A 25,779-nucleotide genomic window follows, 5' to 3' on the forward strand; every position below is an offset into this window, starting at 1 on the left:
AGTGTTGTCACGGTCCGGACCGAAAAGCATCGGGACCGTGCTGTGATCGTGAACACCGTGTCGTGCGGCACCGTAGTGCTGGATACTGCGGGCAGCCGCCCCCGGTGACCGGTGCCGGGCGCGGTGAGCTGGAGGGGACGGTTCGCGTGAGCGAGATACCAGCGAGGGCCACGGGGTCCGAGGGTCCGTCGGACGCTGCCAGGGCCGGCGCCGCGGGCGCGGCCGGGGCCCCGGCGGGCACCGGTCCCGGCGGCGGCCCGTCCGGTGACGCGCCGTCCGGTGACGCCGTGTGGCAGAGCAGCCCGCCCGGCTCCATGTACGACTACATCAAGGTCGCGTCCTTCTCCATCGGCCCCGACGGCCTCGTCGATCAGTGGAGCCTGCGCGCCGAGCAACTGCTCGGCATCCCCGCCGAACGCGCCGTCGGCACCGACCCCATCGAGACGTTCATCGACGCCGACCTGCGGGAACGGGGCCAGCGCAAGATGGCCGAGATCCTCGACGGCCGCGAGTGGACGGGCGTGGTCCCCTTCCGGGCACCGGCCGTCGGCACCGAGGAGGGCGGGCGCGGGCACCGGGGGCCGCGCGGGCTCGCCGAGGTGTACGTCATGCCGACGCGGACGGAGGAGGGCGAGCGGGCCGCCGTCTGCATCGTCGTCGACGTCCGCACCCTGCGCAGCATCGAGACCGACCTCGCCGCCTCGCAGGCCATTTTCGGCCAGTCCCCGTTCGGGTTCCTGCTGATCGACCGCGAGCTGAAGGTGCGCCGCGCCAACCAGCGGTTCGCCTCCGTCTTCGGCGGCACACCCGACACCCACCGGGGCAAGGGCGTCCACGACTACCTGTCGCGCGCCGAGGCCGACCGGGTCTCCGCCACCCTGCGCCGGGTGCTGGAGACCGGCGAGTCCATCACCGACATGCACGTCACGGGCTTCGTGCCCGGCTCCGACGAGCGCCGCCACTGGTCCGTCAACCTCTACCGCGTACACAGCGGTTCGGGCCGGCCCATCGGCGTCGCCTGGCTCGGCACCGACATCACCGCCCGCCGCGCCGCCGCCCGCGAGGCCGCCGCCGCCCGGCGCAATCTCGCCCTCCTCAACGACGCCGGCGCCCGCATCGGCAACTCCCTCGACCTGGAGACCACCGCCCGCGAACTCCTCGACGTCGTCGTCCCCGGCTTCTGCGACCTGGCCACCGTCGACCTCTACCAGGGCCTGCTGGCCGGTGACGAGACCCCGCCGGGCCTCGCCGACGGCAGCGCCGAACTGCGTCGCGTCGCCTTCTCCAGTGCCGTCTCCGACGCGCCCTTCGACGGCACCGGTGAGCGGGTCAAGCTCGGCGCCGTCCACCACTACCCGTTCAACTCGCCCTGCGCGGACGCCCTGCGCACGGCCCGCCCGCGCACCGTGCCCGCCGAGGACGGCGGTCTCGTGCAGTCCACGCTCGCCGTCCCCATGGTCGCCCACGACACGGTGGTGGGACTCGCCCAGTTCGCCCGGACCAAGGGCAGCGAGCCGTTCGGCGACCGCGACCGGGACCTCGCCGTGGAACTGGCGGCGCGGGCCGCCGTGTGCATCGACAACGCCCGCCTCTACCGGCGCGAGCACGAACGCGCGCTGATCCTCCAGCGCTCCCTGCTGCCGCCCGGCGACCCGGAGGCCTCCGGACTCGACATCGCCTGCCGCTACCTGCCCGGCAACGCGGCCACCGCCCGGCCCAGCGAGGTCGGCGGCGACTGGTTCGACGTCATCGAACTCCCCGGCCACCGCACCGCCCTGGTCGTCGGCGACGTCATGGGGCGCGGGCTGCGCGCCGCGGTCGCGATGGGCGAACTGCGCACCGCCGTACGGACGCTGGCACAGCTCGACCTCGAACCGGCCGAGGTGCTCTCCCATCTGGACGAGATCGCCCGTGGCCTCGGCGCCCCCGGGGGCGTGCAGCAGGCGACGCGGGCCGCCCGCCGGCCCCGCGAGGCCGACCTGTCCGAGGTCTACCTGGCGACCTGTGTCTACGCCGTCTACGACTCGGTGACCCGGCGCTGCACCTTCGCCAACGCCGGCCACCTGCCGCCCGTCCTGGTCGAGCCCGGCGAGTCCGCGCTGATGCTGGACGTCCCACCGGGCCTGCCGCTCGGCGTCGGCGGCGAGCCCTTCGAGGAGGTGGAGGTCGAACTGCCCGAGGGCGCCCTGCTCGCGCTCTACACCGACGGACTGGTGGAGAGCCGCGATCACCCCCTGGACGAGGGACTCCAGGCCTTCGTCGGCGCCCTCACCGATCCCACGCGTCCCCTCGAGGACGTCTGCGACCAGGTCCTCGACACCCTCGGCAGCCACCACGGCGAGGACGACATCGCCCTGCTGATGGCCCGTGTCCAGGGACTGCCCGCCGAGTCCGTCGGCGACTGGACCCTGCCGCGCGAGCCGCGCAGTGTGGGCCGGGCCCGCGAGTACGCCCGCGCACAGCTGCTCAGCTGGGACATGGAACCCCTGGTCGACACCACGGAGCTGCTGGTCAGCGAGCTGGTCACCAATGCGCTCCGGTACGGCGAGGGCGAGATCAGACTCCGCCTCCTGCTCGACCGCACCCTGGTCTGCGAGGTCTGGGACTCCGGCCTGGTCCAGCCCCGCCGGCGCCGCGCCCGCGACACCGACGAGGGCGGCCGCGGCCTGCAACTGGTCGGCCTGCTCAGTGCGGCCTGGGGCTCACGCCGTACGCCGCGCGGGAAGACGGTGTGGTTCGAACTGCCCCTGCCGGGCGGCGACACCCGGCTGGCCGACCCGGCGGAGGCCCTGCTGAGCCTCTTCTGACGCGGCCCGGCGTCGTACGGCTCCGGGCGCGCCGGGTGCGGCGCACCCGGGCGTACGCGGCGAGCAGCAGTGCCGCCCCGGCCGTGACCAACGGCGGCACCAGGTCGGCGGAGATCATCGCGACGCACCCCTGACCGCAACCGGAACACCGGTTCGAGTCGTCCCCGGTGGCAACACGCTCGGAGCGTATGCGCCACAACCGGCCGGCGCGACCGGGGACGGCCACAGGGAGGGGACACCGTGGAGGACACGGAACCGAGGAGCGCCGCAGCGGCAGCCGCCGACGACGAGCAGGCCCCCGAGGGGCCGCCCGCGAGGAAGCGACGGCTGCGCCGCGTCCGCCGCATCGCCCTCGCCGTGCTCCTCGTCCTGCTCGTGCCCCTCCTCACCGCCGAGACCGCGCTGCGCGTCAATTACATGGGCGACCCCGCCGACGGCACCCAGACCAGGAACCGCGACGCGATCTGGCTCGGGCACGCCTGGGTCGACGGCCGCAAGGACGACGCGGACGTCGCCGCGCTGGCCCGCCGCCTGGAGTCCACCGGCATCCGCGACCTGTACGTCCACACCGGGCCCATGGAGCACGACGGCACCCTGCCCCGGTCGCTGTACCCGAAGGCGCACTGGCTGACCGAGGCCGTGCACCGGGAGATGCCCGGCGTCCGCGTCCAGGCCTTCCTCGGCGACGTCCTCGCCACCGAGAGCCCCGACGGCATGCGGCTGGAGAAGGCCGCCACCCGGGCCGCGGTCGTCGGCTCGGCCCGTCAGGTCCTGGACGCCGGCTACGACGGTGTCCACCTCGACCTGGAGCCCCTCCACTCCGGCGACCGGAACTACCTGTCCCTCCTGGACGACCTGCACGCGGTGACGCGGGCCGAGGGCGCGCAGCTCTCGGTGGCCGCCCACCAGATCGACCCGCTCCCCGCCTTCCACTCCTTCTGGGGCACGGTCGCCGGACACCCCAAGTGGTGGTCGCAGGCGTTCTTCGGCCAGGTCGCCCGCCGCGTCGACCAGATCGCCGTCATGTCCTACGACACCATGCAGCCCCTGCAGAGCCTGTACGGCGGCTACGTCGCCCAGCAGACCTCCCTCGCCCTGGAGGTCACGCCGCCGACCACCCACCTGCTGATGGGCCTGCCCTTCTACCACGAGAACCGCTTCGGCCACTGGAACCACGCCGAGACCGTCGCCGCCGCCGTCCGGGGCGTGCGCCTCGGCCTGTCCCGCACGGACGCGGACCGTGCGCGCTTCGGTGTCGCCGCGTACATCGACTTCGCGGCGACGGAGGAGGACTGGGCGGCGTACCGCGACGGCTGGGTCCGTTAGGACGGCCGGCGCCGGATCTTCGAGCCCAGCCACACCAGCGGGTCGTACTTGCGGTCCACGGCCCGCTCCTTCAGCGGGATCAGCGCGTTGTCGGTGATCCTGATGCCCTCGGGGCAGACCTCCGTGCAGCACTTGGTGATGTTGCAGTAGCCGAGGCCGTGTTCGTCCTGGGCCGTGCGCTTGCGGTCCAGGCCGGTCTCCGGTGCCGCGTCCAGCGGGTGCATGTCCAGCTCGGCGACCCGCATGAGGAAACGCGGACCCGCGAAGGCCGGCTTGTTCTCCTCGTGGTCACGGACGACATGGCAGGTGTCCTGGCACAGGAAGCACTCGATGCACTTGCGGAACTCCTGCGAGCGGTCCACGTCCTCCTGCATCATCCGGTACTCACCCGGCCCGAGCTCGGCGGGCGGGACGAAGGACGGGACCTCCCGCGCCTTGGCGTAGTTGAAGCCCACGTCCGTCACCAGGTCGCGGACGACCGGGAAGGCCCGCAGCGGGGTGACGGTGACCGTCTCCTCGCGGCCGAAGACCGACATGCGGGTCATGCACATCAGCCGGGGGCGCCCGTTGATCTCCGCCGAGCACGAACCGCACTTGCCGGCCTTGCAGTTCCAGCGGACCGCGAGATCGGGGGCCTGGGTCGCCTGGATGCGGTGGATGATGTCGAGGACCACCTCGCCCTCGTTCACCTCGACGCGGAAGTCCTCCAGTCCACCCCCCTCCGCGTCGCCCCGCCACACCCGGAAGCCGGCCACGTAGCCGCTCATTCGGACAACTCCTCCTCGGCGAGGTACTTGACCAGTTCGTCCTTCTCGAAGAGGGCGAGCAGGTCGGGACGTACGGGCTCGGTGGTCTGCCGTTCCAGGCTGATCTGGCCGCGCTCCGGGTCCGTCGCCGCCAGGGTGCCCGTCGGGTCGGCCAGGGAGCACAGCAGGTTGACCGGGCGCCACCGGCGGTCCATCGTCGGGTGGTCCTCGCGCGTGTGCCCGCCGCGCGACTCGGTGCGCTCCAGCGCGGCCCGCGCCACGCACTCGCTGACCAGCAGCATGTTCCGCAGGTCCAGGGCGAGGTGCCAGCCCGGGTTGAACTGCCGGTGTCCCTCCACACCGGCCCGGCGGGCCCGCAGCCGCAGCTCGGCCAGCTTCTCCAGGGCCTGCTTCATCTCCGGTTCGCGGCGGATGATGCCGACCAGGTCGTTCATCGCCTGCTGGAGCTCCTGGTGGAGGGTGTACGGGTTCTCCGGCGGCCCCTCCTCGGGCTGCTCCGTCTCGGCCGAGAACGGCCGCAGTGCCTCAGCCGCTGCGGCGGCGACCTGGTCGTCGTCCACCCGGGGCCGCGCACCGGACTCCCGGGCCGCCGCGTACGCGGCCGCGTGCCGGCCCGCCCGCCGCCCGAACACCAGCAGGTCGGACAGCGAGTTGCCGCCGAGCCGGTTGGAGCCGTGCATGCCGCCGGCCACCTCACCGGCCGCGTACAGCCCCGGCACCCCGCGCGCGGCGGCCGTGTCGGAGTCGACGGCGACACCGCCCATCACGTAGTGGCAGGTGGGTCCGACCTCCATCGGCTCGGCCGTGATGTCGACGTCGGCCAGCTCCTTGAACTGGTGGTACATCGAGGGCAGCCGGCGCTTGATCACCTCGGCCGGCATCCGGGTCGACACGTCGAGGAACACTCCGCCGTGCGGTGAGCCCCGGCCCTCCTTCACCTCGGCGTTGATCGCCCGGGCCACCTCGTCGCGGGGGAGGAGCTCGGGCGGCCGCCGGTTGCGGTCCGGGTCGTCGTACCAGCGGTCGGCCTCCTCCTCCGACTCGGCGTACTTCTCCTTGAACACGTCGGGGACGTAGTCGAACATGAACCGCTCGCCGTCGGAGTTCCGCAGGACCCCGCCGTCGCCGCGCACCGACTCGGTGACGAGGATGCCCTTGACCGACGGCGGCCAGACCATGCCCGTCGGGTGGAACTGCACGAACTCCATGTTCAGCAGCGGCGCCCCGGCCAGCAGCGCCAGGGCGTGGCCGTCGCCGGTGTACTCCCACGAGTTCGACGTCACCTTGAAGGACTTGCCGATGCCCCCCGTGGCGATCACCACCGAGGGCGCCTGGAGGACGAAGAAGCGTCCCGTCTCGCGTGCGTACCCGAAGACGCCGGAGACCCGGTTCCCCTCCTTGAGGACCCGTGTCACGGTGCACTCCTGGAAGACCCTGAGGCGGGACTCGTGGTCCCCGGTCTCCCGGGCGTCCTCCTGCTGGAGGGAGACGATCTTCTGCTGGAGCGTGCGGATCAGTTCCAGCCCGGTGCGGTCGCCGACGTGCGCGAGGCGCGGGTACTCGTGGCCGCCGAAGTTGCGCTGCGAGATCCGGCCGTCCTTGGTCCGGTCGAACAGCGCGCCCCACGTCTCCAGCTCCCACACCCGCTGCGGGGCCTCCTGGGCGTGCAGCTCGGCCATCCGCCACTGGTTGAGGAACTTGCCGCCGCGCATGGTGTCGCGGAAGTGGACCTGCCAGTTGTCGCCGGAGTTGACGTTGCCCATGGCCGCGGCGATGCCGCCCTCGGCCATCACGGTGTGCGCCTTGCCGAACAGGGACTTGCAGATCACGGCCGTACGGGCGCCCCGCTCGCGGGCCTCGATCGCGGCGCGCAGTCCGGCGCCGCCCGCGCCCACCACGACGACGTCCCATTCCTGCCGGTCGACCACGGACATCAAGAGCCCTCACTCATCAGAAGAAGCGCGGATCGTCGAAGACACCGGACGCGACGAGATACACGTAGAAGTCGGCGAGCGCCACGCTCACCAGCGACGCCCAGGCCAGGGCCATGTGCCGGGCGTTGAGCTTCCCGACCAGCTGCCACATCCGGTAGCGCACGGGGTGCCGGGAGAAGTGCCTGAGCTTGCCGCCGACGACGTGCCGGCAGGAGTGGCAGGAGAGGGTGTACGCCCAGATCAGCGCGATGTTCGCGAGGAACACCAGGGTCCCCAGACCCATGTGACCCCAGGCGTAGTGCTCGTCGCGGAAGGAGAGCACGGTGTCGTAGGTGAGGATGCCCGCGACCAGCAGCGCCGCGTAGAAGAAGTACCGGTGGACGTTCTGCAGGACGAGCGGGAAGCGGGTCTCGCCGGTGTACTTCCGGTGCGGCTCCGCCACCGCGCAGGCCGGCGGGGACGCCCAGAAGCCCCGGTAGTAGGCCTTGCGGTAGTAGTAGCAGGTCAGGCGGAAGCCGAGCGGGAAGATCAGGATGATGATCGCGGGGGAGACGCCCCACCAGGTGCCGAACAGCTCCCAGTTCGGGCCGGCGCGCATCGGCTCGCAGTTCTCGGCCAGGCAGGGCGAGTAGAACGGCGAGACGTACGGGGCCGCGTAGTAGTCGGCGTTCGCGAAGGCCCGCCAGGTCGAGTAGACGACGAAGGCCAGCAGCCCGGCGGCGGTGGCGGCCGGTGCCAGCCACCAGCGGTCGGTGCGCAGGTGCGGGGCGCGGATGGCGGCGCGCGTCGGGGCGTGGACGCCGCCGCGGCGACGGCGGTCCGTGTCGGGTGGTTCCGTTCCAGTGGCCACGGGGCGGCTCCGGGTCGGTGTCAGGGGGCGCGGCGGTCGCGGGCGCCGAGGCCCTCGTCGTCCGAGTCCGTCCACAGCGAGCCGTCGTACGGCGTGTCGGGGATCGGGACGAGGTCGGGCCGCTCGGCCGCGTCGGGGGAGGCGGCCGCCGCCCGCAGCAGCGCGACGCTCTCGCGCAGGTGGCCGGCGTCGGTGCGGACCCGGCGCATCTCCAGGCCGTCGCCGCCGAGCTGCTGGGCCAGGCGGCTCACCGACCGGGTCAGGTCGTCGAGGCAGCGCTGGAGGGATGACAGGTCGTCGTGCACGGACATGACGTGACCTCACTTCCGTAGGTCCGGCACGCGGCCGGTCCTGGACGGTGACGTTCATGCGCCTGCGAGTGTCGCGCGTCACACCGGCCGCTGGGAAGGGACGTGCAGCGATTGGCCGGGGCGTACAGGTGCGCGATGCGGTGCGTTGCGCCGCACGGGTGGGCTTGGACAGCGTCACCGCCGTGTCTCCCCGCGTCGCCGAACCGTTTCCTCTTCAGTGGCCGCATACCGCACGGATACAAATGATCAACTCCATATACCGCAAAAGCGATCACCACGGACGTGATCACCAGCCCGCGGCCTACCGGAGGTAGCAGAGATGTCCCACGTCGGCGTCGGACCCCGCGCGGTCACGCGCTCGGTCGCCTTCCTCACCGCGGGTGTGCTCACGCTCCCCGCGCTGGCCGGCTGCAGCTCCGAGGACCCGTCCGGGAAGCCGCTCGCCGGGCAGGACATCGCCTCCGCGGCCCGCGCCCGGATCGCCGACGGCGGCACCCTGCACTGGGCCGTGGACTCCGTGCCGGACACCCTGAACACCTTCCAGTCGGACGCCGACGCCACCACCACCCGCGTCGCGCAGGCCGTGCTGCCCGCGATGTACCGGACGGACGCGCACGGCCGCCCGGTGCGCGACGCCGACTACCTGGAGTCCGCGAAGGTCGTGGACACCGAGCCCAAGCAGGTCGTCCTGTACAGGCTCAACCAGCAGGCCGTCTGGAGCGACGGCCGGGAGATCGGCGCCGCCGACTTCGCCGCCCAGTGGCGGGCCCTGTCCGGCAAGGACAGCGCCTACTGGACCGCACGCAACGCCGGCTACGACCGCATCGAGAAGATCGAGCGCGGCGCCAACGACCTGGAGGTCAAGGTCACCTTCAGCCGGCCCTACGCCGACTGGAAGTCGCTGTTCACACCGCTGTACCCGAAGGACGTCATGGGCACCCCGGACTCCTTCAACGACGGAGCCCGGCGCAAGCTCAAGGTCACCGCCGGGCCCTTCTCGCTCAAGAAGGTCGACACCAAGGACGACGAGGTCGTCCTCGCCCGCAGCCCCCGCTGGTGGGGCGACCAGCCCAAGCTCTCCGAGATCGTGCTGAGCGCCGTGCCGCGCGACAAGCGGGTCTCCGCCCTGGCCGCCGGTGAGGTCGACCTGGCCGAGATCGACCCGGATACCGCCGAGCAGGTGGCGCTGGCCGCGGGGCCCCGGGACGCGGGCACCGGCACCCCGGTCATGGGCGCCGGCGGCAGCCCGGCCCCCGGACCGGGCGGTACGCCGCTGCCCGGACCCGACGGGAAGCGGTCCGCCGCGGACGAGCTGCGCTCCTGGGCCGTGGCCAACGGCTCCGACGAGGAGGCCGCCGACGAGGAGACCCTCGCGCGCGAGAAGCGCCGCGAGGCGGCGGAGAAGTACCAGCGGCGGCAGCGGGCCCTGCGCGGATTCGAGCTCCGCAAGTCGCTGGAGCCCGCCTACACCCAGCTCGCCCTCAACGGTGCCGACGGCCCCCTCGCCGACGAGCGCGTCCGCCGCGCCGTCGCCCGCGCCCTGGACCGGGAGGCACTGGCCGAGGCGGTGCTCAAGCCGCTGGGTCTGCCCGCCGAGCCGGTGGGCAGCCACCTCGCCCTGGCCGGCCAGCCCGTGTACGCCGACAACAGCGGAGCGCTGGGCGGCCAGGACGCCAAGGAGGCCCGCGCCCTCCTCGCGGACGCCGGGTGGGTGCCCGGCGGCCCCGTGGACGAGCAGGAGGAAGAGGAGGAGGCGGCCGGCGCCGAGGGCGAGAAGTCCAAGAGCGAGAAGAGCGAGAAGAGCGAGAAGAGCGAGAAGAGCGAGAAGAGCGACAAGGACGACAAGGACGAGGAGCAGTCCGAGGGCGGCGACGACGGCACCTACATCGTCGGCGAGGACAACAAGAACGACGACACCGACCAGGAGAGCGGCGAGAAGCACCGCACCGGGAAGAACACCGCCCAGGGCGGTGCCCCCGGCGCCTACGCCCCCAAGGGCACCGCCGCCCCGGCCGGCTCGGCCGTGCAGCCGCTGGCCAAGGACGGCAAGGCCCTCACCCTGCGTTTCGTGCTGCCCTCCGGCCCCGGCTCCGAGGCGCTGCGCACCGTGGCCGACCGCATCTCCGGCATGCTGAAGAAGGTCGGCATCGGCACCGACATCACCAAGGTCTCCGACGAGAGCTACTTCAAGGACCACATCGCCTCCGGCGAGTACGACCTGGCGCTCTACTCCTGGCCGACCACCGCCTTCCCCGCCACCGACGCCCGCCCCATCTACGCCAAGCCCGTCCCGGCCGCCGACGGCTCCCTGAACGTCGCGCAGAACTACACCCGGGTCGGCACCGACCAGGTCGACCAGCTCTTCGACCAGGCCCTGGGGACGCTGGACGAGAAGGAGGCCCGCGACCTGCTGCGCAAGGCGGACTCGCGGATCTGGGCGGCGGCGGGCTCCATCCCCCTCTATCAGCGCCCCCAGCTGACGGCCGCCCGCAAGAACCTCGTCAACGCCGGCGCCTTCGGTTTCGGGACCCCGGTCTACGAGGACATGGGCTTCCTGAAGAAGGGTGCAGAGGGCGCGCCGCGGTCGGCGAGTCCGTCGTCCTGACCGGGCTCCCCGTCCCGCGCACACGGCCCGGCAAGCCCCTGCCCTCACGGCCCCGTACCATTGGGTGAGGCCGTGGCACGTATCGCCCGGCAGGCCCGCGTGACACGGACGTCCGCGAGGGCCGTCCTCACACCCTCCGGGAGTACGCCACACATGGCTGTGTCTGTTACGCGTCACAACATCCGCAACGTCGCCATCGTCGCCCACGTCGACCACGGCAAGACCACCATCGTCGACGGGATGCTCAAGCAGGCCGGTGCCTTCGCCGCGCACCAGCTCGACTCCGTCGACGACCGCATGATGGACTCGAACGACCTGGAGCGTGAGAAGGGCATCACGATCCTGGCCAAGAACACGGCGGTGAAGTACCACCCGAAGGATGGCGGCGACGTCATCACCATCAACATCATCGACACCCCGGGCCACGCCGACTTCGGTGGCGAGGTCGAGCGCGGCCTGTCGATGGTCGACGGCGTCGTCCTGCTCGTGGACGCCTCCGAGGGCCCGCTGCCGCAGACCCGCTTCGTGCTGCGCAAGGCGCTCCAGCAGCGCCTGCCGATCATCCTCTGCATCAACAAGACGGACCGGCCGGACTCCCGGATCGACGAGGTCGTCAACGAGACGTACGACCTCTTCCTCGACCTGGACGCCGACGAGGAGCAGATCGAGTTCCCGATCGTCTACGCCTGCGGCCGCGACGGCGTCGCCTCCCTCACCAAGCCCGAGGACGGCACCGTCCCGAGCGACTCCACCAGCCTGGAGCCGTTCTTCTCGACGATCCTGGAGCACATCCCGGCCCCCACCTACGAGGAGGGCGCCCCGCTCCAGGCCCACGTCACCAACCTGGACGCCGACAACTTCCTCGGCCGCATCGCGCTGCTGCGCGTCCACCAGGGCGAGCTGAAGAAGGGCCAGACCGTCGCCTGGATGAAGCGCGACGGGTCCGTGCAGAACGTGCGCATCTCCGAGCTGATGATGACCGAGGCGCTCACCCGCAAGCCCGCCGAGAAGGCCGGCCCCGGTGACATCTGCGCCGTCGCGGGCATCCCGGAGATCATGATCGGTGAGACGCTGGCCGACCCGGAGAACCCGGTTCCGCTGCCGCTGATCACGGTGGACGAGCCGGCGATCTCCATGACCATCGGCACCAACACCTCCCCGCTGGTCGGCCGCGGCGCCACCGGCAAGGGCGCGGACAACAAGGCGGTCGTCAAGGACCGCAAGGTCACCGCGCGCCAGGTCAAGGACCGTCTGGACCGCGAGCTGATCGGCAACGTCTCGCTGCGCGTCCTGGACACCGAGCGTCCGGACGCCTGGGAGGTGCAGGGCCGCGGTGAGCTGGCGCTGGCCATCCTGGTCGAGCAGATGCGCCGCGAGGGCTTCGAGCTGACCATCGGCAAGCCGCAGGTCGTCACCAAGGAGGTCGAGGGCAAGACCTACGAGCCCGTCGAGCGCATGACGATCGACGTGCCCGAGGAGCACATGGGCGCGGTCACGCAGCTCATGGGCGTGCGCAAGGGCCGGATGGACAACATGTCCAACCACGGCTCGGGCTGGGTCCGCATGGAGTTCGTGGTCCCCTCCCGGGGTCTCATCGGCTTCCGCACCGAGTTCCTGACCCAGACCCGCGGCACCGGCATCGCCCACTCCATCCACGAGGGCCACGAGCCCTGGTTCGGCACCCTGACGACCCGCAACAACGGCTCGCTGGTCGCCGACCGCTCGGGTGCGGTCACCGCGTTCGCGATGACCAACCTCCAGGAGCGCGGCGTGCTCTTCACGGAGCCCGGCACCGAGGTGTACGAGGGCATGATCGTCGGCGAGAACTCCCGCGCCGACGACATGGACGTCAACATCACCAAGGAGAAGAAGCTCACGAACATGCGCTCCTCCTCGGCCGATTCGTTCGAGGCGATCGTCCCGCCGCGCAAGCTGTCGCTGGAGCAGTCGCTCGAGTTCTGCCGCGACGACGAGTGCGTCGAGGTGACCCCCGAGGCCGTCCGTATCCGCAAGGTGAACCTGGACGCCCGTGAGCGCGCCCGCGCCGCGAGCCGCGCCAAGCACGGCTGACCCGCACCGCCGAACGGCGCCGGGCACCCCTCTCGTCGAGGGGTGCCCGGCGCCGTTTTCGCGTCTGTGGTGCGATCCTCTGAAGAGAGGCTCGCGAAAGCGTAGGGAAAACCCTCTATTTCGTGGGGAGATGCCGTCCGGAGGACCGACTCGCACTACCCTGCCCGCAAGTCACGCGGCCGCACGGGCCGGTGGGGCCGGGGTGCACGTCACCGAGGTCAACCGCCCCGCACACGGAGCGTGCCGGGCGCGGGACATGCCTGTGGGCACCCTGCACGGCGGGCACGTTACTCGCAATCTCTTTTCCTGACACAGGTGTCCGCTATCCGGGCATCGCCTTCCGATAGATGTGTAACAAGTCCGTTTCGCAGTGATCTCTCACCAAACCCTTTGTCCGGATTTTGGAAGATCTAGCCCCTATCTGTGATCGAACCGAGACCTCGAGAGTGTGGTTCGGTCCCTGGCGGATGGCAGATAGTTAGGCGCGTAGAGCTCGTATGAACGGGTCAGGCGCTGACGGCGCAGACTCGCGAGCGCGGGGGCACTTGACTGATCTCGGGCACCGGTGACGGGGCCGGGAACTGTCGTGTGCTCCTCTTTGCGGTGAACCAGCGGATTCATGAGGAGGAACCCATGCGAGGTGCCAAAAGCGCCATATGGGCCGCGTCGTCCCCGGTGGCAGGTGCAGGTCCCGTGGGTGGGTTCGGTTCCGCTGCCTTCGCCGCGCCGGCGATCCGGTGGCGCGGACTTCCTTGACGGCTCGTTCCCACGGCCGGCCGGTGCCGACCGTGAGCCAGGTTCCCCAAGGGCGGGTTCGCCGCCAGTCGTTGTTCCCCCTCGCGCGCTTCGAATGACATACGCCGTGCGAAGGCCGTCGGACCACTCGTGCACTGCCGACGGTCTCCAACACCTGTGAAATGGACGAATCATGACGAGTCCAATCGAGATTGAGGGTGCTGAAGCCTCTTCCGTCTTGGACAAAGAGAGCGCACCCCAGGGCGACGCCAAGGAGTCGAAGGAGTCTGAGGGGCGCAGTCCCGGGCAGTTGATGTGGAGTCGCTTCAAGCGCGACCGCGCCGGCGTCATCTCTGCCTTCGTCGTCCTGTTCTTCTTCGTCGTCGCGGCAGCGGCGCCGCTGATCGCGAAGGTGTACGGCAAGAACCCGTATACGCTCTACGGCCAGGACAACCCCGACCTCCTGGACATGTTCACCATGCCGGCGAAGCCGGCCGGTGGCATCGACGGCGAATTCTGGTTCGGCATCGAACCCGGCTTGGGACGCGACGTCTTCACGCAGCTGCTGTACGGCATGCGGACCTCGATCGCCACGGCGCTGGCCGCGACGCTCATCATGACGATCGTGGGTGTGCTGATCGGCCTCGCCGGCGGCTACTTCGGAGGCAAGACCGACTACTGGCTCGGCCGGGTGACCGACTTCTTCATGGCCCTGCCCAGCCAGCTGTTCTTCGTCGCCGCGATGCCCGTGATCACCACGGTGTTCGTCGCCCCGGACGAGGAGACGCCCACCTACGTGCGCACCTGCGCGATCATCATCGTGATGGCCTTCCTGGGATGGATGAGCATGGCGCGCATCGTCCGAGCCGCCACGCTGTCCCTGCGTGACCGGGAGTTCGTCGAGGCCGCGCGCATCTCCGGCGCCTCGTCCTGGCGGATCATCCGCAAGGAACTACTGCCCAACATCGTCACGCCCACGCTCGTGCAGGCGACTCTCACGCTGCCGAGCACCATCCTGAGCATCGCCTTCCTCTCCTTCGTGGGTGTGGGATACGTCGAACCCACGCCGGACTGGGGACGGATGTTCGCCATCGGCGCGAACATCGTGGAGCAGGACCCGTACTACATGCTCTTCCCCGGCATCGCCATGGTGATCTTCGTCGTGGCCTTCAACCTCCTCGGCGACTCGGTGCGGGACGCCTTCGATCCCAAGACGGGCCGCTGAGCCCCCACGGGGACTCCTCGCTCTGCCCCAGGTCGGGCCCGGTGCCACACAGCCCGTCTCCGGCCGCGCAACTGCAGTGCTCACTACTCACAGGCAGGTGGATTCGACTCCATGAGCATCTTCCGAAACCGCACCGCTACGGCCGCGCTCGTCGCGGTGGCGGCGGGCGCCCTGACCCTCACCGCCTGCGGCGGCGGCGACAGCGGCAACTCGTCCAAGGACAACAGCAAGAGCAAGAAGGACGCCGCGTCGCAGTCCAAGCCGGTGCAGATCGGTGACGCCCAGGCGTCGACCGGTCCCGCGGCCGAGGTCCCCGGTGCCAAGCCCGGTGGCGTCGCGACCGTGTACCAGGAGGACGACTTCTCCCACCTGGACCCGGGCCAGATCTACGTCTCGGACGGCAAGCTGCTCAGCCGCCTCATCTACCGCGGCCTGACCCAGTACTCCGAGGACGACAAGGGCAACCTGACCGTCGTGGGCGACCTCGCCACCGACGCGGGCAAGGCGTCCGACGGCGGCAAGACCTGGACGTACACCCTCAAGGACAACCTGAAGGACGAGAACGGCAACCCGATCAACTCGGCGGACATCCGCCACACGGTCGAGCGCCTGTACTCCTCCTACATCACCGACGGTCCGATCTACCTGCAGCAGTGGCTGTCCGGCGCCGGCACCACCTACCGCAAGGCGTACGAAGGTCCGGACAAGGGCAAGCACCTGCCCGACAACGTCCTGGAGACGCCGGACGACAAGACGATCGTCTTCCACTTCAAGGACGCGCAGCCCGACCTTCCGCAGATGCTGACCATGCCCGGTTACGGCGTCGTTCCGGAGGAGACGGACACCAAGGAGAAGTACGACTCCGACCCCGTCGCCACCGGTCCGTACAAGATCGCGGACTTCAAGCCGGGCAAGTCGATGAAGCTGGTCAAGAACCCCCAGTGGGACGCGAAGTCCGACTCGGTGCGCCACCAGTACGTGGACGGCTTCAACATCGAGATGAACCACGATGACGAAGACCAGACCAAGACCCTGCTCGCCGACCAGGGCGAGGCCAAGAACGCGATGATGTTCACGGGCCAGGTCGCCACCACGCAGCTGCAGAAGGTCGTCAGCGACAAGAACGCCATGGCCAACCGCACGATCCAGGGCTACGCGCCCTACGTGTGGCAGCTCAACTTCAACATGGACCGCGTCAAGGACAAGAAGCTCCGTGACGCCATCGCCCTGGCCCTGCCGGCCTCCTCGGTCTTCAAGGCCGACGGTGGCGCCTACGGCGGTGAGGTCGCCAACTCGCTGATGTCGCCCACCACTCCGGGCTACGACGAGACGTACGACCCGTTCAACCGCGCCAAGAAGCCGAACGGTGACATCGAGGCCGCCAAGAAGCTGATCAAGGAAGGCGGCTACGAGGGCAAGAAGCTCGTCTACGCCTACGGCAACACGCCGACCCGTCAGCAGCAGGCCGTCCTGATCGCCGACGCGCTGGGCAAGATCGGCCTCGACATCCAGAAGAAGGAGATCGACGCCGCGACCTGGTACGAGCAGGTCGGCAAGGTCAACAACGGCCTGGACCTGTACATGACCGGCTGGGGCCAGGACTGGCCGTCCGCGTCCACCGTCTTCCCGCCGGTGTACGACGGCACGCAGATCCAGGACGGCGCGTCGAACTACTCGCACATCAACGACGACCACGTGAACTCGGAGATCGCCCGGATCCAGAAGATCACCGACACCGCCGAGGCCACCAAGGCCTGGGGTGAGCTGGGCAAGTACATCACCGAGAAGGTCAACCCGGCCGCGCCGATCTACTACACCAAGGTCTTCCAGATCTTCGGTTCGAACATCGGCGGCATCCGCTACAGCTCGGACTCGAGCTACGTGGACGTCACCCGGATCTTCCTCAAGAAGTAATCCGTCCTGTCGGGAAACCGGTGGTGGGCGCGCGGCGGAGCGCCCACCACCGGGGCCCGGATCCCCTTCCAGACCTCCCCAACCGATTGCCGCCGTCCTGAGAGCAGCTGCCTGCCATGCTTCAATTCCTCATTCGCCGGACGTTCGGCGCGGCGCTGATTCTGCTGTTGATCAGTGCGTTCACGTTCTTCATGTTCTTCGCGATCCCGCAGGACCCGGCCATGCTGGCCTGTGGCAAGAACTGCACGCCGGACGCGCTGGCGATCATCCACAAGAACCTCGGCCTCGACTCACCGGTCCCCGTCCAGTACTGGAACTTCATCGTCGGCATCTTCGCCGGCCGTGACTTCGCCGTCGGTCACTGCGCCGCGCCCTGCTTCGGTGTCTCGTTCGCGAACAACCAGAACGTCTGGGACACGATCGTCGACCGCTTCCCGCTGACGCTCTCGCTGACCGTCGGCAGCCTCCTGGTCTTCCTCATCGTCGGTCTCGGCGCAGGCATGCTCGCCGCGAAGAACCGCGGTACCTGGCTGGACAAGACGTTCAGCTCGGGCTCTCTGGTCATCAGCTCCATGCAGATCTACTTCCTGGGTCCGCTGGTCCTGCTGCTCTTCGTCTACAACACCGGCTGGCTGGACAAGCCGAAGTACGTGCCGTTCTCCGAGGACCTCGGCGGCTGGTTCATGGGGCTGCTGATCCCCTGGCTCGTCATGGCGACGATCTTCACCGCCAACTACACCCGCATGAGCCGTTCGTCGATGATCGAGCAACTGCAGGAAGAACACGTGAAGGCGGCCCGCGCCAAGGGCATGTCCGGCAACTACGTCTTCTTCCGCTACGCGTGGCGCGGCTCCCTCATCCCCATCGTCACCATCCTCGGCATCGACCTGTCCTCGCTGCTGTCGGGCGGCATGGTGACCGAGCTGACGTTCGGTCTGGCCGGACTCGGCCGGCTGGCGCTGGACTCCGTCACCAACAAGGACCTGCCGATGCTGATGGGCGTCATGCTGGTCAGCGCCGCGCTCATCATCGTCTTCAACCTGATCGTGGACGCCCTGTACGCCGTCATCGACCCGCGCGTGCGCCTGTCCTAGGAGAACCACCGTGACCACTCAGACTAAGCCCGAAGAGGCCACGCCCGCCGCCGCGGGGGACGCCTTCCTGTCGGTGCGCGACCTCAAGGTGCACTTCTCCACCGAGGGCGGCATCGTCAAGGCGGTGGACGGGCTCTCCTTCGACCTGGAGCGCGGCAGGACGCTCGGCATCGTGGGCGAGTCCGGCTCCGGCAAGTCGGTGACCAACCTGGCCGTGCTCGGCCTGCACAACCGCAAGAAGACCGCCATCGACGGGTCGATCACACTGGACGGTCAGGAGCTGACCGACGCCAGTGAGAAGCAGATGGAAAAGCTGCGCGGCAAGAAGATGGCGATGATCTTCCAGGACGCGCTGACCGCGCTGTCGCCGTACTACACGATCGGCCGCCAGATCGGCGAGCCGTTCATGAAGCACACCGGCGCCTCAAAGAGGGACGCCCGGGTGCGCGCCATCGACCTGCTGGAGAAGGTGGGCATCCCGCACCCGCAGCAGCGGGTGGACGACTACCCCCACCAGTTCTCCGGCGGTATGCGGCAGCGCGCCATGATCGCCATGGCGCTCGCCTGCGACCCGGACCTGCTGATCGCCGACGAGCCGACCACGGCCCTCGACGTGACCGTGCAGGCGCAGATCCTGGACCTCCTCAAGGACCTCCAGCAGGAGTTCGGCTCCGCGATCATCATGATCACCCACGACCTGGGCGTGGTCGCCAACATGGCCGACGACATCCTGGTGATGTACGCCGGCCGTGCCGTCGAGCGCGGCACGGTGCGCGAGGTGCTCAAGTCGCCCCAGCACCCGTACACCTGGGGTCTGCTGGGTTCGATGCCGAGGCTCGGCTCCGACGTCGACGAGCCGCTGATGCCGATCCCGGGATCGCCGCCCTCGCTGCTGAACCCGCCCACGGGTTGCCCGTTCCACCCGCGGTGCGCGTTCACCGACAAGGTTTCGGGGGAGCGTTGCTCGGGTGAGCGCCCGACGCTCGGCCCGGGCCGTGCGGCGGCCTGTCACCTGACGGGCGAGCAGCGGCAGCAGGTGTTCATCGAGACGATTCAGCCCCGGCTGGGCTGAGCGGAAACCGGCGACTGGGGCATCACCATGAGCGACAACAGCAAGACGAACACGGCGGTCGCCGACTCGATCCCGCAGCAGCGGGACGGCGGCAGCGAACCCCTCATGCGGGTCAAGGGCCTGAAGAAGCACTTCCCGATCAAGGGCGGCTTCCCGATCCGGCGCACCGTCGGCGCGGTCAAGGCCGTCGACGGCGTCGACTTCGAGGTCTTCGCGGGGGAGAGCCTCGGCCTCGTCGGCGAGTCCGGCTGCGGCAAGTCGACGACCGGCCGGCTGATCACCCGTCTGTACGAGCCCACCGAGGGCACGATCGAGTACAACGGGCAGGACATCACCCGCTCCAACCGGTCCCAGCTGGCGCCGATCAGGTCCGAGATCCAGATGATCTTCCAGGACCCGTACGCGTCGCTGAACCCCCGGCAGACCGTGGGCACGATCATCTCCGGCCCGATGGAGATCAACGGGATCAACCCGCCCGGCGGCCGCGAGAAGCGGGTCCGGGAGCTCCTGGAGATCGTCGGTCTCAACCCGGAGCACTACAACCGCTTCCCGCACGAGTTCTCCGGCGGTCAGCGCCAGCGCATCGGTGTCGCGCGTGCCGTCGCGCTCCAGCCGAAGCTGATCATCGCCGACGAGCCGGTCTCGGCCCTCGACGTGTCGATCCAGGCCCAGGTGGTGAACCTGCTGCAGGAGGTGCAGCGGGAGATGGGGATCGCGTTCGTCTTCATCGCCCACGACCTGTCGATCGTGCGGCACTTCTCGCAGCGCGTCGCGGTGATGTACCTGGGCAAGATCGTGGAGATCGCGGACCGTGACTCCCTCTACGAGCGGCCGCGCCACCCGTACACGCACGCGCTGCTGTCGGCCGTGCCGGACCCGGACATCGACGCGGAGAAGAAGGAGCGCATCCGCCTCCAGGGCGACGTGCCCTCGCCGATCGCCCCGCCGTCCGGCTGCCGGTTCCGTACGCGGTGCTGGAAGGCCCAGGACAAGTGCGCGACGGAGGAGCCGCCGCTCGTCCGCATCGAGGGCAACAGGGCCGGTCACCTGACGGCCTGCCACTTCCCGGAGGAGCCCACCGTCGAGGCCCGCGCCGAGGACATCGTCCTCGACCCGGCGCTCTCGGCCCTGGAGGACGGCACCGACGGCGGGGCGGACGTCTCGAAGAGCTGACCCGGCGGGTCCGGCCCCGGCCGGAGACCTGACGGCCCGTGGACCGGGGGCGGGAGGACGACTCTCCCGCCCCCGGTCCTTCGCGCGCCGCCGCGCACGGCCCGCTGCCCCCTTGCGTCCGTCCGGAGGACCCCCGAACCCGTACGGACCGGACGAATGTGCGCTGCAGGAGCCGCCCCCCGATGCTGGCCGACAAGGGACCAGCGGACGAGTCAGGCACTGGGAGGCACTCCATGCGCGGAGCCACGCACGCCAAATGGGCCGCAGGCGCGGCGGCGGCAGCCCTCGCGGTGACGGCCTGCGGGGGCGGCGGGGACAGCGGCTCGGACAGCGGTGCCGTGCTCAGCTCCTCCTGGGGCGACCCGCAGAACCCACTCGAGCCGGCCAACACCAACGAGGTGCAGGGCGGCAAGGTCCTCGACATGATCTTCCGGGGGCTGAAGAAGTACGACCCGGAGACCGGCGAGGCGAAGGACATGCTCGCCGAGAAGATCGACACCTCGGACTCGCAGAACTACACCATCACGGTCAAGGACGGCTGGACCTTCAGCAACGGCGAGAAGGTCACCGCCCAGTCCTTCACGGACGCCTGGAACTACGGCGCGAGCCTGAAGAACAACCAGCGCAACGCGTACTTCTTCGCCTACATCGACGGCTACGACAAGGTGCACCCCGAGGACGGGAGCGAGCAGAGCGCCGACACGCTCTCCGGGCTGAAGGTCACCGGCCCCCGCACCTTCACGGTCAAGCTCAGCCAGAAGTTCTCGACGTTCCCCGACACCCTCGGCTACCCCGCCTTCGCCCCGCTGCCCACCGCGTTCTTCGACGACCACGACGCCTGGGTGAAGAAGCCGGTCGGCAACGGGCCCTACCAGGTGGACAACTACGCCCGCGGCTCCCAGATGTCCCTGCGCACGTGGGAGCAGTACCCCGGTCCCGACAAGGCCGTCAACGGCGGCGTCGACCTGAAGGTCTACACCGACAACAACACCGCCTACACCGACCTGATGGCCGGCAACCTCGACCTCGTCGACGACATCCCCGCCGCCCAGCTCAAGAACGTCAAGAACGACCTCGGCGACCGGTACATCAACACCCCCGCCGGCATCATCCAGACCCTCGCCTTCCCGTACTACGACAAGGACTGGAACAAGCCCGGCTCCGACAAGGTCCGCACGGGCCTGTCCATGGCGATCGACCGCAAGCAGATCACCGACACGATCTTCCAGCGGACCCGCACCCCGGCCACCGACTGGACCTCGCCCGTCCTCGGCGAGGACGGCGGCTACAAGGCCGGTCTGTGCGGGGACGCCTGCGAGTACGACCCGGACCAGGCGAAGAAGCTGATCAAGGACGGCGGCGGCCTGCCGGGCGGCCAGGTGAAGATCACGTACAACGCCGACACCGGTTCCCACGGACAGTGGGTCGACGCCGTCTGCAACTCCATCAACAACGCCCTCGACAACGACCGCGCCTGCGTCGGCAACCCGGTCGGCACCTTCGCGGACTTCCGCAACCAGATCACCGACAAGAAGATGAGCGGCCCCTTCCGCGCCGGCTGGCAGATGGACTACCCGCTCATCCAGAACTTCCTCCAGCCGCTCTACTACACCAACGCCTCGTCCAACGACGGCAAGTGGTCCGACCAGAAGTTCGACGACCTCGTCGACCAGGCGAACGGCGAGTCCGACACCGCCAAGGCCGTGGGGACCTTCCAGCAGGCCGAGGAGGTCGTGCGGGACAACATGGCCGCCATCCCGCTCTGGTACCAGAACGGCAGCGCCGGCTACTCGCAGCGGCTGTCCGACGTCAAGCTCAACCCCTTCAGCGTCCCCGTCTACAACGAGATCAAGGTCAGCTGAGGAGGCGCCATGGGACGGTACGTCGTCCGGCGGCTGCTCCAGATGATCCCGGTCTTCATCGGGGCCACGCTGCTGATCTTCCTGATGGTCAACGTGATGGGCGACCCCATCGCCGGCCTGTGCGGCGACCGGGAGTGCGACCCGGCGACCGCGGCGCAGCTCAGGAGGGAGTTCGGCCTCGACAAGCCCGTGTGGCAGCAATACCTCACCTACATGGGCAACGTCTTCACCGGCGACTTCGGCACCGCCTTCAACGGCCAGCCGGTCACCGAGCTGATGGGCACCGCCTTCCCGGTGACCATCCGGCTGACCGTCGTGGCCATCCTCTTCGAGATCGTCGTCGGCATCGCGCTGGGCGTGGTCACCGGCCTGCGCCGCGGACGCCCCGTCGACACCGGGGTGCTGCTGCTCACCCTCGTCGTGATCTCGGTCCCCACCTTCGTCACCGGCCTGCTGCTCCAGCTCCTGCTCGGCGTCACCTGGGGCTGGATCGACCCGGCGGTCTCCACGGCGGCCCCCTTCGACGAGCTGATCGTCCCCGGCCTCGTCCTCGCCTCCGTGTCACTGGCGTACGTCACCCGGCTGACCCGGACCTCCATCGCGGAGAACCGGCGCTCCGACTACGTCCGCACGGCCATCGCCAAGGGCCTGCCCCGCCACCGGGTCGTCACCCGGCACCTGCTGCGCAACTCCCTCATCCCCGTCGTCACCTTCATCGGCACCGACATCGGCGCCCTGATGGGCGGCGCCATCGTCACCGAGCGGATCTTCAACATCCACGGTGTCGGCTACCAGCTCTACCAGGGCATCCTGCGCCAGAACACGCAGACCGTCGTCGGTTTCGTCACCGTCCTGGTCCTCGTCTTCCTGGTCGCCAACCTCGTCGTCGACCTCCTGTACGCCGTACTCGACCCGAGGATCCGCTATGCCTGAGCAGGAGTCCTACGAGCCCGAGCGCGCGATGGCCGGGACCGGCATGGGAGGCACGATGGACCTCGGCACCAGCGAGGCCATCACCCTGGAGAAGCCCCCGGAGAGCCCCGACGGCACCGGCCCCCGGGACAAGCCCCGCAGCCTCTGGTCCGACGCCTGGCACGACCTGCGCCGCAACCCGGTCTTCATCATCTCCGCCCTGGTGATCCTCTTCCTGATCGTCATCTCCGTCTGGCCGTCCCTGATCGCCTCCGGCAACCCCCTCAAGTGCGACCTGGCCAAGGCCCAGGAGGGCTCCCAGCCCGGCCACCCCTTCGGCTTCAACGGCCAGGGCTGCGACGTCTACACCCGCACCGTCTACGGCGCCCGTACGTCGGTGGAGGTGGGCGTCCTCGCCACGCTCGGGGTCGCCGTCCTCGGCAGCGTGCTCGGCGGACTCGCCGGGTTCTTCGGCGGGGCGGGGGACGCTGTCCTGTCCCGGATCACCGACGTCTTCTTCGCGATCCCGGTCGTCCTCGGCGGCCTGGTGCTGCTGTCCGTCATCACCAGCAACACCGTCTGGCCGGTCATCGGCTTCATCGTGCTGCTCGGCTGGCCCCAGATCTCCCGCATCGCCCGCGGCTCCGTCATCACCGCCAAGCAGAACGACTACGTCCAGGCCGCGCGGGCGCTGGGCGCCTCCCACTCCCGCCTCCTGCTGCGGCACATCGCGCCCAACGCCGTCGCCCCCGTCATCGTCGTCGCGACCATCGCGCTCGGCACCTACATCTCCCTGGAGGCGACCCTGTCCTTCCTCGGCGTCGGCCTCAAGCCGCCCAGTGTCTCCTGGGGCATCGACATCTCCTCCGCCGCCCCCTACGTCCGCAACGCCCCGCACGCCCTCCTCTGGCCCTCCGGAGCCCTCGCCATCACCGTCCTCGCGTTCATCATGCTCGGCGACGCGGTGCGCGACGCCCTCGACCCGAAGCTGAGGTGAGCCGCCGCCATGCTGCTCGAAGTGCGCGACCTGCACGTGGAGTTCCACACCCGGGACGGCGTCGCCAAGGCCGTCAACGGCGTCAGCTACGAAGTGGACGCCGGCGAGACCCTGGCCGTCCTCGGCGAGTCCGGCTCCGGCAAGTCCGTCACCGCCCAGACCATCATGGGCATCCTCGACGTCCCGCCCGGCCGGGTCACCTCCGGCGAGGTCCTGTTCCAGGGCCGGGACCTGCTGAAGCTGAAGGAGGAGGAACGCCGGAAGGTCCGCGGCGCCGAGATGGCGATGATCTTCCAGGACGCGCTGTCCTCGCTGAACCCCGTGCTCACCGTCGGCGACCAGCTCGGCGAGATGTTCACCGTGCACCGGGGCATGTCCCGCAAGGACGCACGCGCCAGGGCCGTCGACCTGATGGACCGGGTGCGCATCCCCGCCGCCAGGGAGCGGGTGAAGCAGTACCCGCACCAGTTCTCCGGCGGCATGCGCCAGCGCATCATGATCGCGATGGCGATGGCCCTCGAACCCAAGCTGATCATCGCCGACGAGCCGACCACCGCCCTCGACGTCACCGTCCAGGCCCAGGTCATGGAACTGCTCGCGGAACTCCAGCGCGAGTACCACATGGGCCTGATCCTCATCACCCACGACCTGGGCGTGGTCGCCGACGTCGCCGACAAGATCGCCGTGATGTACGCGGGCCGGATCGTGGAGACGGCCCCCGTCCACGACATCTACAAGGCCCCGGCGCACCCGTACACCCGCGGCCTGCTGGAGTCGATCCCGCGCCTGGACCAGAAGGGCCGGGAGCTGTACGCCATCAAGGGCCTGCCGCCCAACCTCACCCGCATCCCGCCCGGCTGCGCCTTCCACCCCCGCTGCCCGATGGCCCAGGACGTCTGCCGCACCGACGTGCCACCGCTGTACGACGTGACGGAACCGGAGTGGAACGGCGCGGAACGCGGGAGCGCCTGCCACTTCTGGAGGGAGTGCCTGCATGGCTGAGGCCACCGAACCGGTCCTCGAGGTCCGCGGCCTCGTCAAGCACTACCCGCTCACCTCCGGCATCCTCTTCAGGAAGCACGTCGGCGCGGTCAAGGCGGTCGACGGCGTGGACTTCGACCTCGGGCGCGGCGAGACCCTCGGCATCGTCGGCGAGTCCGGCTGCGGCAAGTCCACGGTCGCCAGGATGCTGGTCAACCTGGAGAAGCCGACGGCGGGGGAGATCCGCTACAAGGGCGAGGACATCACCCGCCTGTCGGGCAGGGCCCTCAAGGCCGTGCGCCGCAACATCCAGATGGTCTTCCAGGACCCCTACACCTCCCTCAACCCCCGGATGACGGTGGGCGACATCATCGGGGAGGCCTACGACATCCACCCCGAGGTGGCCCCGAAGGGTGACCGGCGCAGACGGGTCCAGCACCTGCTGGACGTGGTCGGCCTCAACCCGGAGTACATCAACCGCTACCCGCACCAGTTCTCCGGGGGCCAGCGCCAGCGCATCGGCATCGCGCGCGGGCTCGCCCTGCGCCCGGAGGTCATCGTCGCGGACGAACCGGTCTCCGCCCTCGACGTCTCCGTCCAGGCGCAGGTCGTCAACCTGATGGGCCGGCTCCAGGACGAGTTCGAGCTCTCGTACATCTTCATCGCCCACGACCTGTCGATCGTCCGGCATATCTCCGACCGGGTCGCCGTGATGTACCTCGGCCGCATCGTGGAGACCGGCCGCGACGCGGAGATCTACGACCACCCCACCCACCCCTACACCCAGGCGCTGCTGTCCGCCGTGCCGGTGCCCGACCCGGAGGCCCGGGAACACCGCGAGCGCATCATCCTCGCCGGTGACGTGCCCTCCCCGACGAACATCCCCTCCGGCTGCCGCTTCCGCACCCGCTGCTGGAAGGCGCGCGAGCGGTGCGCCCTGGAGGTGCCCGCACTGGCGGTGCCCGCCGGGTTCCGGGACGTGCCCGGGCCCGCCGCGCACGACTCGGCGTGCCACTTCGCGGAGGAGAAGCAGGTGGTGCCGCCCGAGGCGGAGGACGACGGCAGCGGGCCGGGGTGACATGGCGCTCCCCGGCCCGCTCACGGCACCCGCACGGCCGTACGCGGACGAGCTTCGCGCGTCCGT

The 25,779-nt window shown here is 69.8% G+C and carries 18 protein-coding genes; 14 read left to right on the forward strand and 4 right to left on the reverse strand.

Annotation, left to right across the window (positions count from 1 at the left end; all coding sequences use genetic code 11):
• Positions 1–146 precede the first annotated feature (146 nt).
• Both ACGF3H_RS34635 and ACGF3H_RS34640 read left to right on the forward strand, forming a co-directional pair.
• The gene (locus ACGF3H_RS34635; protein WP_362487009.1) at positions 147–2,807 is read left to right on the forward strand and encodes a SpoIIE family protein phosphatase; all 2,661 of its coding nucleotides are present in this window, start codon (positions 147–149) and stop codon (positions 2,805–2,807) included.
• 240 nt (positions 2,808–3,047) lie between these two features.
• Entirely contained in the window at positions 3,048–4,133 is a 1,086-nt protein-coding gene (locus ACGF3H_RS34640) for a hypothetical protein (protein WP_362487007.1), read from the forward strand.
• On the opposite strand, the gene ACGF3H_RS34645 is transcribed toward ACGF3H_RS34640, so the two are convergent.
• The 4 genes from ACGF3H_RS34645 to ACGF3H_RS34660 are packed head-to-tail and all read right to left on the reverse strand — an operon-like array spanning position 4,130 to position 7,995.
• Entirely contained in the window at positions 4,130–4,900 is a 771-nt protein-coding gene (locus tag ACGF3H_RS34645) for a succinate dehydrogenase/fumarate reductase iron-sulfur subunit (RefSeq protein WP_362487005.1), read from the reverse strand. The two genes, ACGF3H_RS34640 and ACGF3H_RS34645, sit on opposite strands and share 4 nt — an antisense overlap.
• Positions 4,897–6,834 carry a fumarate reductase/succinate dehydrogenase flavoprotein subunit gene (locus ACGF3H_RS34650; protein WP_362487003.1) on the reverse strand — a complete coding sequence of 646 codons (1,938 nt, stop codon included), beginning with the start codon at positions 6,832–6,834 and terminating at the stop codon, positions 4,897–4,899. The genes ACGF3H_RS34645 and ACGF3H_RS34650 overlap by 4 nt, the downstream gene beginning before the upstream one ends.
• 16 nt (positions 6,835–6,850) lie before the next feature.
• Positions 6,851–7,684 carry a hypothetical protein gene (locus tag ACGF3H_RS34655; RefSeq protein ID WP_362487002.1) on the reverse strand — a complete coding sequence of 278 codons (834 nt, stop codon included), beginning with the start codon at positions 7,682–7,684 and terminating at the stop codon, positions 6,851–6,853.
• A 20-nt stretch (positions 7,685–7,704) separates the two neighbouring features.
• A complete protein-coding gene (locus ACGF3H_RS34660) occupies positions 7,705–7,995 on the reverse strand; it encodes a hypothetical protein (RefSeq protein WP_362487001.1) in 291 nt (96 codons plus the stop codon).
• Between the two features lie 319 nt (positions 7,996–8,314).
• On the opposite strand from ACGF3H_RS34660, the gene ACGF3H_RS34665 reads away from it, so the two are divergent.
• From ACGF3H_RS34665 to ACGF3H_RS34720, 12 genes are all read left to right on the forward strand, one after another.
• Positions 8,315–10,600 carry an ABC transporter family substrate-binding protein gene (locus tag ACGF3H_RS34665; RefSeq protein ID WP_362487000.1) on the forward strand — a complete coding sequence of 762 codons (2,286 nt, stop codon included), beginning with the start codon at positions 8,315–8,317 and terminating at the stop codon, positions 10,598–10,600.
• A 153-nt stretch (positions 10,601–10,753) separates the two neighbouring features.
• Positions 10,754–12,670: a translational GTPase TypA gene (gene typA / locus ACGF3H_RS34670; RefSeq protein WP_362486998.1), complete on the forward strand. Its 1,917-nt coding sequence runs from the start codon at positions 10,754–10,756 to the stop codon at positions 12,668–12,670.
• Positions 12,671–13,598: 928 nt separating this feature from the next.
• Entirely contained in the window at positions 13,599–14,630 is a 1,032-nt protein-coding gene (locus tag ACGF3H_RS34675; protein WP_362486996.1) for an ABC transporter permease, read from the forward strand.
• A gap of 111 nt (positions 14,631–14,741) precedes the next feature.
• The gene (locus tag ACGF3H_RS34680) at positions 14,742–16,544 is read left to right on the forward strand and encodes an ABC transporter substrate-binding protein (protein ID WP_362486994.1); all 1,803 of its coding nucleotides are present in this window, start codon (positions 14,742–14,744) and stop codon (positions 16,542–16,544) included.
• 116 nt (positions 16,545–16,660) lie between these two features.
• The gene (locus ACGF3H_RS34685; RefSeq protein WP_318214285.1) at positions 16,661–17,638 is read left to right on the forward strand and encodes an ABC transporter permease; all 978 of its coding nucleotides are present in this window, start codon (positions 16,661–16,663) and stop codon (positions 17,636–17,638) included.
• 10 nt (positions 17,639–17,648) lie between these two features.
• Positions 17,649–18,710 (forward strand): ABC transporter ATP-binding protein, encoded by a 1,062-nt coding sequence (locus ACGF3H_RS34690; RefSeq protein WP_362486991.1) that lies wholly within the window; start codon positions 17,649–17,651, stop codon positions 18,708–18,710.
• 27 nt (positions 18,711–18,737) lie between these two features.
• Positions 18,738–19,883 carry a dipeptide ABC transporter ATP-binding protein gene (locus ACGF3H_RS34695; RefSeq protein WP_362486989.1) on the forward strand — a complete coding sequence of 382 codons (1,146 nt, stop codon included), beginning with the start codon at positions 18,738–18,740 and terminating at the stop codon, positions 19,881–19,883.
• A 233-nt stretch (positions 19,884–20,116) separates the two neighbouring features.
• A complete protein-coding gene (locus tag ACGF3H_RS34700) occupies positions 20,117–21,745 on the forward strand; it encodes an ABC transporter substrate-binding protein (RefSeq protein ID WP_362486987.1) in 1,629 nt (542 codons plus the stop codon).
• 9 nt (positions 21,746–21,754) lie between these two features.
• Positions 21,755–22,678: an ABC transporter permease gene (locus ACGF3H_RS34705; protein WP_362486985.1), complete on the forward strand. Its 924-nt coding sequence runs from the start codon at positions 21,755–21,757 to the stop codon at positions 22,676–22,678.
• A complete protein-coding gene (locus ACGF3H_RS34710) occupies positions 22,671–23,654 on the forward strand; it encodes an ABC transporter permease (RefSeq protein ID WP_362486983.1) in 984 nt (327 codons plus the stop codon). The genes ACGF3H_RS34705 and ACGF3H_RS34710 overlap by 8 nt, the downstream gene beginning before the upstream one ends.
• Before the next feature lie 9 nt (positions 23,655–23,663).
• Entirely contained in the window at positions 23,664–24,656 is a 993-nt protein-coding gene (locus ACGF3H_RS34715) for an ABC transporter ATP-binding protein (protein ID WP_362486981.1), read from the forward strand.
• Positions 24,649–25,713 (forward strand): dipeptide ABC transporter ATP-binding protein, encoded by a 1,065-nt coding sequence (locus ACGF3H_RS34720; RefSeq protein WP_362486979.1) that lies wholly within the window; start codon positions 24,649–24,651, stop codon positions 25,711–25,713. The genes ACGF3H_RS34715 and ACGF3H_RS34720 overlap by 8 nt, the downstream gene beginning before the upstream one ends.
• Positions 25,714–25,779 lie beyond the last annotated feature (66 nt).

The sequence above is a fragment of the Streptomyces sp. NPDC048185 genome (genome assembly GCF_043202495.1).
Taxonomy (GTDB): domain Bacteria; phylum Actinomycetota; class Actinomycetes; order Streptomycetales; family Streptomycetaceae; genus Streptomyces.